This is a genomic window from Pseudomonas tremae (genome assembly GCF_023278125.1).
GTDB classification, from domain to species: Bacteria; Pseudomonadota; Gammaproteobacteria; order Pseudomonadales; family Pseudomonadaceae; genus Aquipseudomonas; species Aquipseudomonas tremae.
The window spans coordinates 1,468,415-1,482,931 of sequence record NZ_CP066270.1 but is presented as its reverse complement, the minus strand read 5'-3'; the positions used below and the strand labels follow the sequence as shown (position 1 = coordinate 1,482,931).

At 58.0% G+C, this 14,517-nt stretch carries 15 protein-coding genes; 3 read left to right on the top strand and 12 right to left on the bottom strand.

Going from position 1 to position 14,517, the window contains the following annotated elements; all coding sequences use genetic code 11:
* Positions 1-8: 8 nt before the first annotated feature.
* The 4 genes from recX to I9H09_RS06770 form a co-directional block, all read right to left on the bottom strand.
* Positions 9-476 (bottom strand): recombination regulator RecX, encoded by a 468-nt coding sequence (gene recX / locus I9H09_RS06785; protein WP_024671766.1) that lies wholly within the window; start codon positions 474-476, stop codon positions 9-11.
* Between the two features lie 5 nt (positions 477-481).
* Positions 482-1,546 carry a recombinase RecA gene (gene recA / locus I9H09_RS06780; protein ID WP_122347823.1) on the bottom strand — a complete coding sequence of 355 codons (1,065 nt, stop codon included), beginning with the start codon at positions 1,544-1,546 and terminating at the stop codon, positions 482-484.
* A 93-nt stretch (positions 1,547-1,639) separates the two neighbouring features.
* The gene (locus tag I9H09_RS06775; RefSeq protein WP_024691312.1) at positions 1,640-2,140 is read right to left on the bottom strand and encodes a CinA family protein; all 501 of its coding nucleotides are present in this window, start codon (positions 2,138-2,140) and stop codon (positions 1,640-1,642) included.
* A 78-nt stretch (positions 2,141-2,218) separates the two neighbouring features.
* Entirely contained in the window at positions 2,219-2,557 is a 339-nt protein-coding gene (locus I9H09_RS06770; protein WP_005891894.1) for a hypothetical protein, read from the bottom strand.
* A 60-nt stretch (positions 2,558-2,617) separates the two neighbouring features.
* Between I9H09_RS06770 and mutS the strand changes: the two genes are divergently transcribed.
* Complete coding sequence (mutS, locus tag I9H09_RS06765) at positions 2,618-5,185, top strand: DNA mismatch repair protein MutS (RefSeq protein WP_236502381.1); 2,568 nt, start codon at positions 2,618-2,620, stop codon at positions 5,183-5,185.
* A 246-nt stretch (positions 5,186-5,431) separates the two neighbouring features.
* Positions 5,432-5,755, top strand: a complete 324-nt coding sequence (gene fdxA, locus I9H09_RS06760) for a ferredoxin FdxA (RefSeq protein WP_005891889.1) — start codon at positions 5,432-5,434, stop codon at positions 5,753-5,755.
* A gap of 550 nt (positions 5,756-6,305) precedes the next feature.
* Here the strand turns inward: fdxA and rpoS are convergent.
* From rpoS to I9H09_RS06720, 8 genes are all read right to left on the bottom strand, one after another.
* Entirely contained in the window at positions 6,306-7,313 is a 1,008-nt protein-coding gene (gene rpoS, locus I9H09_RS06755; protein ID WP_005891887.1) for an RNA polymerase sigma factor RpoS, read from the bottom strand.
* 103 nt (positions 7,314-7,416) lie between these two features.
* Positions 7,417-8,283: a peptidoglycan DD-metalloendopeptidase family protein gene (locus tag I9H09_RS06750; RefSeq protein ID WP_122347822.1), complete on the bottom strand. Its 867-nt coding sequence runs from the start codon at positions 8,281-8,283 to the stop codon at positions 7,417-7,419.
* A 207-nt stretch (positions 8,284-8,490) separates the two neighbouring features.
* Positions 8,491-9,126 (bottom strand): protein-L-isoaspartate(D-aspartate) O-methyltransferase, encoded by a 636-nt coding sequence (locus I9H09_RS06745; protein ID WP_005891883.1) that lies wholly within the window; start codon positions 9,124-9,126, stop codon positions 8,491-8,493.
* A gap of 41 nt (positions 9,127-9,167) precedes the next feature.
* On the bottom strand, positions 9,168-9,917 hold the full coding sequence (gene surE, locus I9H09_RS06740; protein WP_024671828.1) for a 5'/3'-nucleotidase SurE: 750 nt from the start codon (positions 9,915-9,917) through the stop codon (positions 9,168-9,170).
* Positions 9,905-10,963 (bottom strand): tRNA pseudouridine(13) synthase TruD, encoded by a 1,059-nt coding sequence (truD, locus tag I9H09_RS06735; RefSeq protein WP_122347821.1) that lies wholly within the window; start codon positions 10,961-10,963, stop codon positions 9,905-9,907. The genes surE and truD overlap by 13 nt, the downstream gene beginning before the upstream one ends.
* Positions 10,960-11,433 (bottom strand): 2-C-methyl-D-erythritol 2,4-cyclodiphosphate synthase, encoded by a 474-nt coding sequence (ispF, locus tag I9H09_RS06730; protein ID WP_005891875.1) that lies wholly within the window; start codon positions 11,431-11,433, stop codon positions 10,960-10,962. The genes truD and ispF overlap by 4 nt, the downstream gene beginning before the upstream one ends.
* A 52-nt stretch (positions 11,434-11,485) precedes the next feature.
* On the bottom strand, positions 11,486-12,331 hold the full coding sequence (fghA, locus tag I9H09_RS06725) for an S-formylglutathione hydrolase (RefSeq protein WP_053480462.1): 846 nt from the start codon (positions 12,329-12,331) through the stop codon (positions 11,486-11,488).
* Positions 12,332-12,400: 69 nt separating this feature from the next.
* Positions 12,401-13,513, bottom strand: a complete 1,113-nt coding sequence (locus I9H09_RS06720) for an S-(hydroxymethyl)glutathione dehydrogenase/class III alcohol dehydrogenase (protein ID WP_005766009.1) — start codon at positions 13,511-13,513, stop codon at positions 12,401-12,403.
* Between the two features lie 104 nt (positions 13,514-13,617).
* Here I9H09_RS06720 and I9H09_RS06715 point away from each other — a divergent pair, with 104 nt between their 5' ends.
* Complete coding sequence (locus I9H09_RS06715) at positions 13,618-14,514, top strand: LysR substrate-binding domain-containing protein (protein ID WP_005891865.1); 897 nt, start codon at positions 13,618-13,620, stop codon at positions 14,512-14,514.
* Positions 14,515-14,517 lie beyond the last annotated feature (3 nt).

The following is a 14,517-nucleotide window of genomic DNA, read 5'->3' as shown; positions in this document are numbered from 1 at the left end:
CTGATTGATCAATCATCACCACCACGGCCGCTTAGCAAGCGGCCGATCATGTCCAGTGGGTATCCTCGATAACTCAAAAACCTCCCTTGCCTGGCGCGTTCTCGAGCATCAACGGGTAATGCACCGGCAAATTTGCGCTGCCAGACATCCTGAAGCTTTTCTTGCCAGTCCACCCCGCATTCCTTGAGCGCCTGCTCGATATCCGCGCGTTGCAAACCACGCTGATTCAGCTCTTCTCGAATACGAACAGGGCCATAGCCCGAGCGCGCCCGGTAAGAGACAAAGCTTTCAAGGTAACGAGATTCAGAGAGCAGACCTTCTTCAACCAGCCGGTCGAGGGCGGCTTCGATAAGCTCTGGAGGAGCGCCGCGCTGACGCAATTTGCGCGTCAGCTCGACTCGACCGTGCTCGCGTCGCGCGAGCAGGTCCATTGCAGTGCGCCGTATGGCGACAGGCGTGTCAAGCACAGCGGCCATGGGTATCAGATATCGGCGTTTGCTTCGGCCACGTCATCGGCAACTACCGCTTCACGGGAACCGACTGCCTTGGTATCTACGCCTGGGGTGAGCAGCTTATCGCGAATCTGCTTCTCAAGCGCTTTGCAGATTTCCGGGTTATCTGCCAGGAACTTGGCCGAGTTGGCTTTACCCTGGCCGATCTTGCTGCCTTGGTAGCTGTACCAGGCACCGGACTTCTCGACAAAACCGTGCAGGACAGCCAAGTCAACGATCTCACCGTTCAGGTAGATACCCTTGCCGTAGAGAATCTGGAACTCGGCCTGACGGAAAGGCGGTGCAACCTTGTTTTTAACTACTTTGACGCGGGTCTCACTGCCCACAACCTCGTCGCCTTCTTTCACCGCACCTGTGCGGCGGATGTCCAGACGTACCGAAGCGTAAAATTTCAGAGCGTTACCACCGGTGGTGGTTTCCGGGCTACCAAACATCACGCCGATCTTCATGCGGATCTGGTTGATGAAGATCACCAGGCAGTTAGCATTCTTGATGTTGCCGGTGATTTTGCGAAGAGCCTGCGACATCAGACGCGCCTGCAGACCTACGTGCATGTCACCCATCTCGCCTTCGATCTCGGCCTTGGGCACCAGCGCAGCCACGGAGTCGACGACAATTACGTCAATGGCGTTGGAACGCACCAGCATGTCGGTGATTTCCAGCGCCTGCTCGCCGGTGTCCGGCTGCGAAACCAGCAGGTCGTCGACATTGACGCCCAGCTTGCCTGCGTATTCAGGGTCCAGAGCGTGTTCGGCATCGACGAACGCACAGGTAGCACCCATTTTCTGGGCTTGCGCGATGACCGACAGCGTCAGCGTGGTTTTACCGGAAGATTCCGGACCGTAGATCTCGACGATCCGGCCTTTTGGCAATCCGCCGATACCGAGTGCGATATCCAGACCCAGAGAACCAGTGGAGATGGCCGGAATCGCTTGGCGGTCATGGTCGCCCATGCGCATCACGGCACCTTTACCGAACTGACGCTCGATCTGACCCAAGGCCGCAGCCAAGGCTTTCTTCTTGTTGTCGTCCATTGAAGTCCTCACGTAATCAAATTCAATTAGGGCCTTGATGGCCACAACACCTGTATAAGTAGACAGTATTATTCCACAGCGATGAGCGCGCGCCTACCCCTGTTTTGGCATTTCTCCATGTGCAAGCTGTATCAGCCCGTGTAGCGCGGCTTCGACCGTCTGCCGACGTACCTGATCGCGGTCGCCATCGAACCGGTGACATTGCGCAACAAGCGCCTCACCATCGCCCCAGCAGAGCCATACCGTACCGACTGGCTTGTCGACCGACCCGCCGCCCGGCCCCGCCACGCCACTGACCGCCACGGCGTATCGAGCGCCACTTTCACGCTGCGCACCTCGCACCATGGCTTCGACGACCGGCTGGCTGACCGCCCCCACCTGAGCGAACAATGCCTCCGGGACACCCAATTGTCGGGTCTTCTGAGCGTTCGAGTAAGTCACATAGCCTGCCTCGAACCATGCGGAGCTGCCGGCGATGCGCGTAATTGCCTCCGCAATACCGCCTCCCGTGCAGGATTCGGCGGTGGTCACTTGAGCGCTCATTGCGTCTAGAAGCTTGCCCAAGGTATCGGCAAGCCCGGTTATCTGATCCACGACGTTCTCCTGTTCATGCACAAGACCTGCAGCAAATGCTCACCAGAGCAGTGCAGCAACCCTGCAATGGCCGATTGATCAGTCAGTTTTCCTGCGCTCCGGTTTTTTGACCGTTTCAACCGTGGTTTCTCTCGGTCTTTTTTTGGCTTCTTCCAAAGGAATGAATTGCCCGTTGACAGAGTCTCTGGCCCTCTTCTTTTTCATATAAAATCCTTTTTTATCAAGGAGCATTCGACTATCGAATGCCGACGCTGAAAGTCTATACGGCAAATCGACGTTCAGGGCCGCCGGGAAACGTCTGGTCATCAATGAACAGCCGTCACGCCAGAACTGCACCACCTGATCGTGCGTGATAACCTTGCGACCATCGCAAATACCCGGCAGACGCCCTTGATTCAAAGAGGGATCGCTCGTCATGCCTCAAGGTTGCCCAACCCCCTTTTCAAGAACTTGCCTAAGCCACTGATGAATAAAGCAATTTCCGACCTCTCCTCACACACTCCGATGATGCAGCAGTACTGGAAACTCAAAAACCAGCACCTGGATCAGTTGATGTTCTATCGCATGGGCGATTTTTACGAGATCTTCTACGAAGACGCGAAAAAAGCCGCCAAACTGCTGGATATCACCCTGACCGCACGCGGCCAGTCGGCAGGCCAGAGCATTCCCATGTGCGGGATTCCCTACCATGCCGCCGAGGGCTACCTGGCCAAACTGGTGAAGCTGGGCGAGTCGGTGGTCATCTGCGAGCAGATCGGCGACCCGGCGACCAGCAAAGGCCCGGTGGATCGTCAGGTAGTGCGGATCATCACACCGGGGACCATCAGCGACGAGGCGTTGCTGGATGAGCGCAGGGACAACCTGATCGCAGCCGTGCTCGGCGATGAGCGCCTGTTCGGCCTTGCCGTGCTGGACATCACCAGCGGCAACTTCAGCGTGCTGGAGATCAAGGGCTGGGAAAACCTGCTTGCCGAGCTGGAGCGTATCAATCCCGTAGAATTGCTGATCCCGGACGACTGGCCGCAAGGTCTGCCGGCGGAGAAACGCCGAGGCGCCCGCCGTCGTGCCCCGTGGGATTTCGAGCGCGACTCGGCTCATAAAAGTCTGTGTCAGCAGTTTTCGACACAGGACCTCAAAGGTTTTGGATGCGAAAACCTGACCCTGGCCATTGGCGCTGCGGGGTGCCTGCTCGGCTATGCCAAGGAGACCCAGCGTACTGCCCTGCCGCATTTGCGCAGCCTGCGTCACGAGCGTCTTGACGATACCGTGATCCTCGATGCCGCCACACGCCGCAATCTGGAACTGGACATCAACCTGTCTGGTGGCCGCGACAATACCCTGCAATCGGTCATGGACCGTTGCCAGACAGCGATGGGCACGCGACTGCTGACCCGCTGGCTGAACCGCCCGTTGCGCGACCTGCCGACTCTTCAGGCGCGCCAGACATCGATTGCCTGCTTTCTGGATCGCTACCGCTTCGAGCACCTGCAACCGCAGCTCAAGGAAATTGGCGACATCGAGCGGATTCTGGCCCGTATCGGTCTGCGCAACGCCCGGCCCCGCGATCTTGCGCGGCTGCGTGATGCCTTGAGCGCCCTGCCAGAGCTGCAAAAGGCGATGGCGGACCTGGACACGCCGCATCTGCAACAACTGGCGCAGACGGCCAGCACCTATCCGGAATTGGCTGACCTGCTGCAACGCGCAATCATCGATAACCCTCCCGCGGTGATTCGTGACGGTGGCGTTTTGAAGACCGGGTACGACGCCGAACTGGATGACCTGCAATCGCTGAGTGAAAACGCCGGGCAGTTTCTGATTGATCTGGAGGCTCGGGAAAAAGCCCGTACCGGCCTGGCCAATCTGAAAGTGGGTTACAACCGCGTACACGGCTACTTCATCGAGTTGCCGAGCAAGCAGGCCGAACAGGCGCCGCCTGACTATATACGTCGCCAGACCCTCAAGGGCGCCGAGCGCTTCATTACGCCGGAACTCAAGGAGTTCGAAGACAAGGCGCTGTCGGCAAAAAGCCGGGCGCTGGCACGCGAGAAAATGTTGTACGAAGCGCTGCTCGAGGACCTGATCGGCCACCTTGCGCCGCTTCAGGACACTGCAGGGGCGCTGGCCGAGCTGGACGTGCTAAGCAACCTTGCAGAGCGCGCTCTGAACCTGGACCTCAACTGCCCGCGATTCGTCACTGAACCCTGCATGCGCATCGAACAGGGCCGTCACCCGGTGGTGGAGCAGGTACTGAGCACGCCATTCGTCGCCAATGACCTGGCACTGGACGACAGCACCCGCATGCTGGTCATCACCGGCCCGAACATGGGTGGTAAATCGACCTACATGCGTCAGACAGCACTGATTGTGCTGCTGGCCCACATCGGCAGCTTCGTGCCCGCAGCCAGTTGCGAGCTGTCACTGGTGGACCGGATCTTTACCCGTATCGGGTCCAGTGACGATCTGGCTGGCGGCCGCTCGACGTTCATGGTCGAAATGAGCGAGACAGCAAACATCCTGCACAACGCCACGGACAAGAGCCTGGTGCTGATGGATGAGGTGGGACGCGGCACCAGCACCTTCGACGGCCTGTCGCTGGCGTGGGCTGCTGCCGAATGCCTTGCGCAACTGCGTGCCTACACGCTGTTCGCAACGCACTATTTCGAGCTGACGGTTCTGCCGGAAAGCGAGCCGCTGGTGAACAACGTGCACCTCAATGCCACCGAGCATAACGAGCGAATCGTCTTCCTGCACCGTGTGCTGCCGGGGCCAGCCAGCCAGAGCTATGGCCTGGCGGTTGCGCAGCTTGCGGGCGTTCCGGGGAAAGTCATCACACGTGCCAAAGAGCACTTGCAGCGCCTGGAAACCACCAGCCTGCCGCATGACCAGCCAAGGGCGAAACCCGGCAAACCCGCGATCCCGCAGCAGAGCGATATGTTCGCAAGCCTGCCGCACCCGATACTGGATGAACTGTCGAAGATCAAGGTCGATGACCTGACCCCGCGACAGGCGCTGGATTTGCTCTATACATTGCAAACTCGACTGTGACGCGAAGCATTACATACTGTTAGAATCCCGCGCGGTTTGGGATGCTCTCGGCTTTTAGCCTGGCCGAGCTGTTTTTCGAGCCGCGTGAAAACGCAGCGAACCAAGGGTAGGTGGCAGGCGACGCAGTCCGACTGCCTCAAGGTCACCCACCAAAAGCACGTGTTTTCATAGGGCCGGGAAACCTCCCGAACCTGGCAACCCTGTCTGGAAGGGCTCTGCTGCAGCCGCCTGAGGAGAAAATTAGAAATGACCTTCGTCGTCACCGACAACTGCATCAAGTGCAAGTACACCGACTGCGTAGAAGTCTGTCCGGTGGACTGCTTTTACGAAGGCCCGAACTTCCTGGTGATTCACCCGGACGAATGCATCGACTGTGCACTCTGTGAACCAGAGTGCCCTGCTGTAGCCATTTTCTCCGAAGACGAGATCCCGGCCGGCATGGAAAACTTCATCGAGCTCAACGCCGAACTTGCCGAGGTGTGGCCCAACATCACCGAAAAGAAAGACGGTATGCCGGACGCCGCAGAGTGGGATGGCAAACCAGGCAAGATCGAACACCTGGAGCGCTAGATTCCAGACAGACAAAAGGCCCTTCAAAGGGCCTTTTTTTTGAGTCGAACTTGCTGTTTGACAGGCAAAAAAAAAGGGGCGGTATGACCCGCCCACATTTTCTCCCTAATCCCTGTATTCCCTTGTCATCATCCTGATGAATCGCGTCCTGCGATGTCCTTGGCCGTCATCCTTGATAGCCTGTGCCGATCCGTTGGCACAGCTTCGATATTAGAGATTTAACCTCGAAGAGCAACACCTCAAACGCTCCAGAATATTTCTGCGAGCCTGACCACTCAGAAAATAAAGACTTTGAAATCAGCCACCTGGAGCCAGCCTACACGCCGTTTGGCAGTAATTCTCACCCACAAAGCCTTGATGACTTACAACAGATGTACGCGATGGATTACAAGAATCCGGCGTTACTTACCTGATGAAACCGGCGACACCCTCCGCCTGGAAACGCGCAGAGAAATCACACGCTCAAATTTAGATGACGAAAGACATATGAAAAGGCCGATACACACATCAAGTGTTATATCGGCCTTGGGGTGACACTGCGGGAGGGGCGCTACTGGAAGAGCGATTCGCTGGACAAACCGTTCTTTTCAAGGATCTCTCGCAGGCGCTTGAGTCCTTCAACCTGGATCTGCCTTACACGCTCGCGTGTCAGACCGATCTCAAGCCCTACATCTTCAAGTGTGCTGCTCTCATGCCCCCTCAGGCCAAAGCGACGGATAACCACTTCACGCTGCTTCTCGGTGAGTTCGGACAGCCACTGATCGATGCTCTGCGACAGATCATCGTCCTGCAGAAGCTCACACGGATCGGTGGGACGATCGTCAGTCAGAGTGTCCAGCAGAGTCTTGTCGGAATCAGGCCCCAACGACACATCCACGGAAGATACACGCTCATTCAGGCCCAGCATGCGCTTGACCTCACCCACTGGCTTTTCCAGCAGGTTGGCGATTTCTTCAGGGGTCGGTTCGTGGTCCAGTTTCTGAGTCAGCTCTCTGGCTGCACGCAGATAGACATTGAGTTCCTTGACCACATGAATCGGCAACCGGATGGTCCGGGTCTGATTCATGATTGCCCGTTCGATGGTCTGACGAATCCACCAAGTGGCATAGGTGGAAAAGCGAAAGCCGCGTTCAGGGTCGAATTTCTCGACAGCCCGGATCAACCCCAGATTGCCCTCCTCGATCAGGTCGAGAAGTGACAGGCCACGATTGACGTAACGCCTGGCAATCTTGACCACCAGCCGCAGATTGCTTTCAATCATGCGTTTGCGCCCGGCCGGATCTCCCTTTTGCGACAGGCGCGCAAAATAGACTTCTTCTTCCGGGGACAGCAGAGGGGAGAAACCGATTTCATTGAGGTACAACTGGGTTGCGTCGAGCGCCCGTGTGTAATCAATGTATTTATGTTGTTTGAGCGATGATGATTGCTTGACCTTGGTACGCCCCGAGGCAGCGGGTGGCTGCTTCTCGTCTGACGCTTCCTTCAGGACAATGCCGGCTTCCATAAGGAGCACTTCATCATCGATGTCAAACTCCGGCGCTTCGTTGCCAAGAGCCATTGCTTTAGTCCTTTGGTGAGTTCGACCTCAAGCTCCAGCGCCGCCTGGTTCCATGGCAACACTTGAGCCTGTTCCTATTACGCCAGGAACAGGCTGGCAACTATCAACGACGTGGCAAGAATCCCAGCGGGTCTACAGGTTTACCTTGGCGGCGAATCTCAAAATGCAACTTCACCCGGTCAGTTCCTGTTGACCCCATTTCGGCAATCGTCTGCCCTGCCTTGACCTGTTGCCCTTCCCGTACCAAAAGCCTGCGGTTATGACCGTAGGCACTGACGTAGGTATCGCTGTGTTTGATGATGATCAATTCGCCGTAGCCCCGTAATCCACTTCCGGCGTAAACAACTGACCCATCAGACGCTGCCAAAACAGGCTGTCCCAAATCACCAGCGATATCAATTCCTTTATTCAAACTGCCGTTTGAGGAAAATTTTCCTATCAAAATGCCACTAGAAGGCCAGATCCAACCCGACGGAGACCGGCCGGCCGGGCCTGTGGCGGTAGTCGCCGAAGGAGGTATCACCACCGGTACAACCGCAACCGGCTTCGACATGACCGTGGTTTTGACCGAGCCGGAGCTGCTGGTAGTGGTTGATGAAGTGGTCGCCGGACGTCCCGATTCGGAAGTCGACGCTACACCCTGCGTTGAAGAGGAACGGCCGTCAAAGCGAATCGTCTGACCTGGCTTGATTGTAAACGGCTCCGGAATCTGATTACGGGCCGCCAGCGCTTTCCAGTCCCAGCCGTAACGAAATGCAATAGAAAAAAGCGTATCACCGCGCCTGACCACGTATTGGCCAGTGGTCACCGTCGGGCGTTGCGCAACGGCATTGCCGTTGCGATCCACGACGCGAACGCCGCCCGAGGGCGAACTCGAGCAGCCGACCAAGAGGACACTGAGAGCAATGCCAATCACCAGACGCTGATAACTTTTTGAAGACCTGAGCTGCTGAATGACTGTGAGACTCACCCGCCACTCCCTTTACTGGTGACTGGATTCAAAAAAGATGCCTGTTGTGCCGCATTAGCGGCGGGCAGCCAGTGATTAACTACTGAAAAACGTTGTTATGTATCAATAAGCTGCATGAGATGACGCCATCAGGCAATCTAACATTACAGGCCGCGCGGTGTAGACCGATGACTGGCGCCAGAATTCACTCGCCGCCACAGACAATCTTCAGGCGATCGGCCCGTTAAGCAGCGGAACGAAGCGCACAGCACCCAATACATGCCGTGAAAAACCGTTTTCCTCGCGGATGATCAGCATCAGTTGCTGAACCTCGCCAGAACCTACAGGTATTACCAGCCGCCCACCTGGCGCCAACTGATCCAGCAGCGCCTGTGGCACGTCGGTGGCTACCGCCGTCACGATGATCCCGTTGTAGGGTGCCAGAGCCGGCCAGCCCTCCCAGCCGTCACCCCAGCGAAAAACCACGTTGCGCACGTTCAGTTCGACCAGACGTTCCTTGGCGCGGTCTTGAAGCACCTTGATGCGCTCGACCGAAAATACGCGCTCCACCAGCTGCGCCAGTACCGCTGTCTGATAACCGGAGCCGGTGCCGATCTCCATGACCTTGTCCAGCGGGCCAGCCGCCAGAAGCAGCTCGCTCATTCGCGCAACCATGTAAGGCTGGGAAATCGTCTGGTTATGACCAATGGGCAACGCCGTGTCTTCGTAGGCACGATGCGCCAGCGCCTCGTCGACGAACAAGTGCCTGGGCGTCTTGCGGATCACGTCCAGCACGCGCGCGTTGGAGATACCTTCTTCGCAAAGACGCTGAATAAGCCGTTCGCGGGTTCGCTGCGAGGTCATCCCGATCCCGCGACGCAATAGATCATCCTGATCGCGCGACATCAACGCAGACCCTCCAGCCAGTGGTTCAGGCTGCTGAAACCGTCCTGATACGTCCGGTCCAGCTGCAACGGTGTGATTGAGACATAGCCCTGCATGACCGCGTGAAAATCGGTCCCGGCGCCGCCATCCTCCACATCGCCAGCCGCTGCGATCCAGTAACCGGCACGCCCCCGCGGGTCGACGACCTTCACCGGTGCTGCGGCTCGGGTCCGGTGCCCTAATCGGGTCAGTTGAATGCCACGGATATGCTCCAGCGGCAGGTTTGGAATATTCACGTTCAGTACCGTACGGGGAGGCAGGTCGAGCTGCTCATGGGCCTCGACCAGCAAACGCGCATAATGCGCCGCCGTCGCCAGATTATCCGGCTGACGTGACAGAAACGAAAAGGCGAACGAAGGACGCTGCAAAAAGCGTCCCTCCAGGGCTGCTGCCACCGTGCCGGAGTACAGCACGTCGTCGCCCAGATTGGCGCCCAGATTGATACCCGAAACCACCATGTCCGGTTCACGTTCCAATAGCCCATGAATCCCAAGATGCACGCAATCGGTCGGCGTGCCGTTGAGACTGATGAAACCGTTGGCCAGTGTTTGCGGGTGCAAGGGCCGATCAAGTGTCAGTGAACTGCTGGCACCGCTTTTATCCTGGTCAGGCGCGATCACCACACACTCGGTGTAATCGGCCAGCGCGGCATAAAGCGCTGCAAGACCAGGTGCAGTCACCCCGTCATCATTTGATATCAGAATACGCATGAGCTGTCCGTCTGCCCAACCGGCACCAGATCCACGAGTTCACGCACCAAAACAGTGGCGAAGCATCCGGGCGGAAGGACGAATTCCAGTTGCAGAATGTCAGACTCGGGATAATGCCACGTCAGCCGCCCGATGGGCAGTCGCAGGATGCGACGTTCGTGCTCCATGCCGGCCCTGATCAGCCAGTCGCGCAGTGCGGATTCGTCGCTGGCGATGGTGTTTTCCAGCTCTGCGGTGACGCCGCCAGCTGGCGAAGGGCCTTTACCCCACTGCGGGCCCGTGGGATGCAGATCGAGAATCGCCAGCCGCGGGTCGCTGCACTCGTCAGGCCCGGCCGGAAAAAAGCTCCGGCTGTCTGTGAACGCCAGCAGATCGCCTACCTGAGCTTGCTGCCAGCTGCCATCGGCCACACGGGCCGCAAGCACCCGATTGAACAGGTAGCTACGCGCCGTGGACAACAGACGCGAGCGCACTGCACGCTGCTCAGGCAGCGCCTGACGGCTGGCATAATCACGGGCTTCACCCAGGTTACCGCCCTGATAACCGAAACGCTGAGCACCGAAATAATTGGGTATGCCCTTTCGGACGATGGTCTCGAGACGCTGATTCAATGCGTCCTTGTCGGCATCCAGACGGGTCAGCCTGAGTGTGAAGCCGTTGGCTGCGTGAGCGCCGCGCTGCAGCTTGCGCCGATGCCGGCCGGTCTTGAGAATCTGCAGGGTCTCGTTCTGGGCCGCGGACAGATCAGGGTCTGCCTTGCCGGGCAGTTGAATGCTGAACCATTGACGAGTCAGCGCCTGGCGATCCTTCAAACCGGCGTAGCTGACTGTGCGCAACGGAACGCCCGCTGCCCGTGCCAGTCGGCGGGCAGCCTCCTCGGTATTCAGGCCGCGCTTCTCGACCCACAACCACAAATGCTCGCCATCGCCCGACAGGGGGATGTCCAGTACTTCGTCCACCTGAAAATCTTCAGCTGTAGCCTTGAGGACAGCACTGCCCAACGCATCACCGTAGGCCCTTGGCCCCAGCAGTTCCAGTTCGGTCATGCTGGCAGCAACAACGCGACGGCATGCACGGCAATACCTTCTTCACGCCCGGTAAAACCGAGTTTTTCCGTAGTCGTGGCTTTCACGTTCACCTGGTCCGGGTCCACCTGCAGGTCCTCGGCGATCAACGCACGCATGGCCTCGATATGAGGCGCCATTTTTGGCGCCTGAGCGACAATGGTGGCGTCGACGTTACCGACCTTCCAGCCCTTGCCGTGAATCTGCTTGAGTACATGCCGAAGCAGGACCCGACTGTCAGCGCCCTTGAACTGCGGGTCGGTATCGGGAAAGTGTTTACCGATATCGCCCAGGGCCGCAGCACCCAGAAGTGCGTCGCTCAAGGCGTGCAGCAGGACATCGCCATCGGAGTGGGCCAGCAGGCCGAAACCGTGTGCAATCCGCACGCCGCCCAAGGTAATAAAATCGCCTTCGGCAAAACGGTGCACATCATAGCCATGACCAATACGCATAAAAAACGCCCTGAAAAAAGACAGGGCGTGATTCTACCTGCTTTGGCGCACGTTAGCTGTTCAAGGCTTCGGCGTGATGCCTTAGATGGTCTTCGATGAAGCTGGCGATGAAGAAATAGCTGTGGTCGTAACCGGGCTGCATCCGCAGTGTCAGCGGGTAATGAGCAGTTTTGGCAGCCTGAAGCAAGGCTTCGGGCTTGAGCTGATTGACCAGAAAATCATCACGATCGCCCTGATCAACCAGGGTCGGCAGTTTTTCCGCAGCCTCGGCCATCAAGACGCTGGCATCCCACTCGCGCCAGCGGGACCGATCCTCGCCCAGATAGCGGGAGAAGGCTTTTTGCCCCCAAGGGCAATCGATCGGGTTGCCTATGGGTGAAAATGCCGACACGGATTTGTAGCGCCCCGGGTTGCGCAAGGCGCACACCAGCGCACCGTGACCGCCCATCGAGTGGCCGCTGATGCTGCGTGCCTGAGACGCCGGAAAATGCGCCTCAATCAGCGCAGGCAGTTCCTTGACCACGTAATCATGCATCTGATAATGCCGCGCGTAGGGCTGCTCAGTGGCGTTCAGATAAAAACCGGCGCCGTGTCCGAAATCCCAGGCACCGTCGGGGTCGTCCGGCACATCAGCACCGCGCGGGCTGGTGTCGGGCGCCACGATAATAATGCCCAACTCGGCGGCAAGCCGATGAGCAGCAGCCTTCTGCATAAAGTTTTCGTCAGTGCAGGTCAGACCGGACAGCCAGTACAGAACCGGCAGCTTGCCGCCCTGCTCTGCCTGAGGCGGCAGGTAGACAGCAAAGACCATATCGCAGCCCAGCACTTGCGAGTGGTGCTTGTAACGCTTGTGCCAGCCACCAAAGCTTTTCTGACAGGAAATATTTTCCAAAGGCATAAGGGGTCCCCCAGTAAACAGCTGTCAGCTTCAAGCGGGCGCTTGAAGCTGACAGACTGGCGTTGTTACTCAGAAATGAATGACGGTACGAATGCTTTTGCCTTCGTGCATCAAATCGAACGCCTTGTTGATATCTTCGAGGCCCATGGTGTGGGTGATGAACGTATCCAGCGGGATTTCGCCGGTCTGCGCCATGTCGACGTAGCTCGGCAGTTCGGTACGGCCACGCACGCCGCCAAACGCCGAACCGCGCCAGACGCGCCCGGTCACCAGTTGGAACGGACGGGTAGAGATTTCCTGACCGGCACCGGCAACACCGATGATCACCGACTCGCCCCAGCCCTTGTGGCAGGATTCCAGCGCTGAACGCATGAGTTGCACATTACCGATGCACTCAAAGGAGAAATCCACACCGCCATCCGTCATGTCGACGATGACTTCCTGGATAGGACGATCGAAATCCTTCGGATTGACGCAATCGGTTGCACCCAACTGCTTGGCGATCTCGAACTTGGCCGGGTTGATATCGATGGCGATGATTCGCGCCGCCTTGGCCTTGACCGCACCGATCACCGCCGACAGGCCAATGCCGCCCAGACCGAAGACCGCGACGGTGTCGCCCGGCTTTACCTTGGCCGTGTTGAGCACTGCGCCGATACCGGTGGTAACACCGCAACCCAGCAAGCAGACTTTTTCCAGCGGAGCTTTCTTGTCTATCTTGGCCACCGAGATTTCCGGCAGCACGGTGTATTCAGAGAACGTCGAGGTGCCCATGTAGTGGAAAATCGGCTCGCCCTTGTAGGAAAAGCGCGTGGTGCCATCCGGCATCAGGCCTTTGCCCTGAGTCGAGCGAATTGCCTGACACAGGTTGGTCTTGCCCGAACGGCAGAATTTGCACTGACGGCACTCCGGGGTATACAGCGGAATGACATGATCGCCGACCGCCACCGAGGTCACGCCTTCGCCGATTGCTTCGACAATAGCACCGCCTTCGTGGCCGAGAATCGATGGGAATATACCTTCAGGGTCAGCGCCGGACAGCGTATAGGCATCGGTATGGCAGACGCCGGACGCCACCACTTTGAGTAGCACTTCTCCGGCCTTGGGCATGGCGACATCGACTTCAACGATCTCCAGTGGCTTTTTGGCTTCAAAGGCGACAGCAGCGCGTGACTTGATCATCAATTTTCTCCGACGAGTAAAAACAAGGTTTGCAGTGTAGTACAGTGCCATTTGATGAGTAATACGGCTAAAAGCAAAACATTAATGCTGTACAGGGATAATCGATGTACACCAATCGCTGGGAAGGTCTGGATGAGTTCGTTGCCGTCGCTGAATGTGGCCAGTTCACCGCTGCGGCCCTGCGGCTCGGCGTTTCTTCGTCACATGTCAGTCGACAGATCGTGCGCCTTGAAGAACGCCTGCAGACTCGCCTGCTGTACCGCAGCACGCGCAAGGTCGCGTTGACCGAGGCCGGGCAGACATTTCTGCATCACTGCCAACGTCTGCAGGACGGGCGCGAGGAAGCACTGCGCGCGGTAGGCGATCTGGCCAGCGAGCCCAAGGGGTTGTTACGCATGACCTGTGCAGTGGCATATGGCGAGCGTTTCATCACGCCGCTGGTCACCCGCTTTATGGATCTCTACCCGCAGTTGCGCGTCGACATCGAATTGAGTAACGAGACGCTGGATTTGGTGCATGAAGGCATGGACCTGGCGATTCGACTGGGTCGACTGCAGGACTCGCGCATGGTCGCGACCCGCATTGCACCACGCAAAATGTACGTGTGCGCGTCGCCCTCCTACATCGAACGTTACGGAAGGCCTCACAGCCTGTCGGAACTTGGCCGTCATAACTGCCTGATTGGCGGCAGCGATACCTGGCAACTGCAACAGAACGGCCGAGAGTTTTCTCAGCGGGTTCAGGGAAACTGGCGTTGCAACAGTGGCCAGGCGGTGCTGGACGCCGCGTTGCACGGGATTGGTCTTTGCCAGCTGCCGGACTACTACGTGCAAAGGCATTTGAAGGATGGCACGCTGGTATCGCTGCTGGACACTCATCAACCGCCCAACACAGCGGTCTGGGCACTGTATCCACAGCAACGGCACCTGTCGCCCAAGGTGCGCAAGCTGGTGGACTACCTCAAGGAGGGACTGGCGATGCGGGACGAGTATCGCCAGTAGCAG

Coding starts and splice junctions, on each gene's coding strand:
- recX (WP_024671766.1), bottom strand. CDS start 476: ATGGCCGCTGTGCTTGACACGCCTGTCGCCATACGGCGCACTGCAATG.
- recA (WP_122347823.1), bottom strand. CDS start 1,546: ATGGACGACAACAAGAAGAAAGCCTTGGCTGCGGCCTTGGGTCAGATC.
- I9H09_RS06770 (WP_005891894.1), bottom strand. CDS start 2,557: ATGACGAGCGATCCCTCTTTGAATCAAGGGCGTCTGCCGGGTATTTGC.
- fdxA (WP_005891889.1), top strand. CDS start 5,432: ATGACCTTCGTCGTCACCGACAACTGCATCAAGTGCAAGTACACCGAC.
- rpoS (WP_005891887.1), bottom strand. CDS start 7,313: ATGGCTCTTGGCAACGAAGCGCCGGAGTTTGACATCGATGATGAAGTG.
- I9H09_RS06745 (WP_005891883.1), bottom strand. CDS start 9,126: ATGACCTCGCAGCGAACCCGCGAACGGCTTATTCAGCGTCTTTGCGAA.
- surE (WP_024671828.1), bottom strand. CDS start 9,917: ATGCGTATTCTGATATCAAATGATGACGGGGTGACTGCACCTGGTCTT.
- truD (WP_122347821.1), bottom strand. CDS start 10,963: ATGACCGAACTGGAACTGCTGGGGCCAAGGGCCTACGGTGATGCGTTG.
- ispF (WP_005891875.1), bottom strand. CDS start 11,433: ATGCGTATTGGTCATGGCTATGATGTGCACCGTTTTGCCGAAGGCGAT.
- fghA (WP_053480462.1), bottom strand. CDS start 12,331: ATGCCTTTGGAAAATATTTCCTGTCAGAAAAGCTTTGGTGGCTGGCAC.
- I9H09_RS06720 (WP_005766009.1), bottom strand. CDS start 13,513: ATGATCAAGTCACGCGCTGCTGTCGCCTTTGAAGCCAAAAAGCCACTG.
- I9H09_RS06715 (WP_005891865.1), top strand. CDS start 13,618: ATGTACACCAATCGCTGGGAAGGTCTGGATGAGTTCGTTGCCGTCGCT.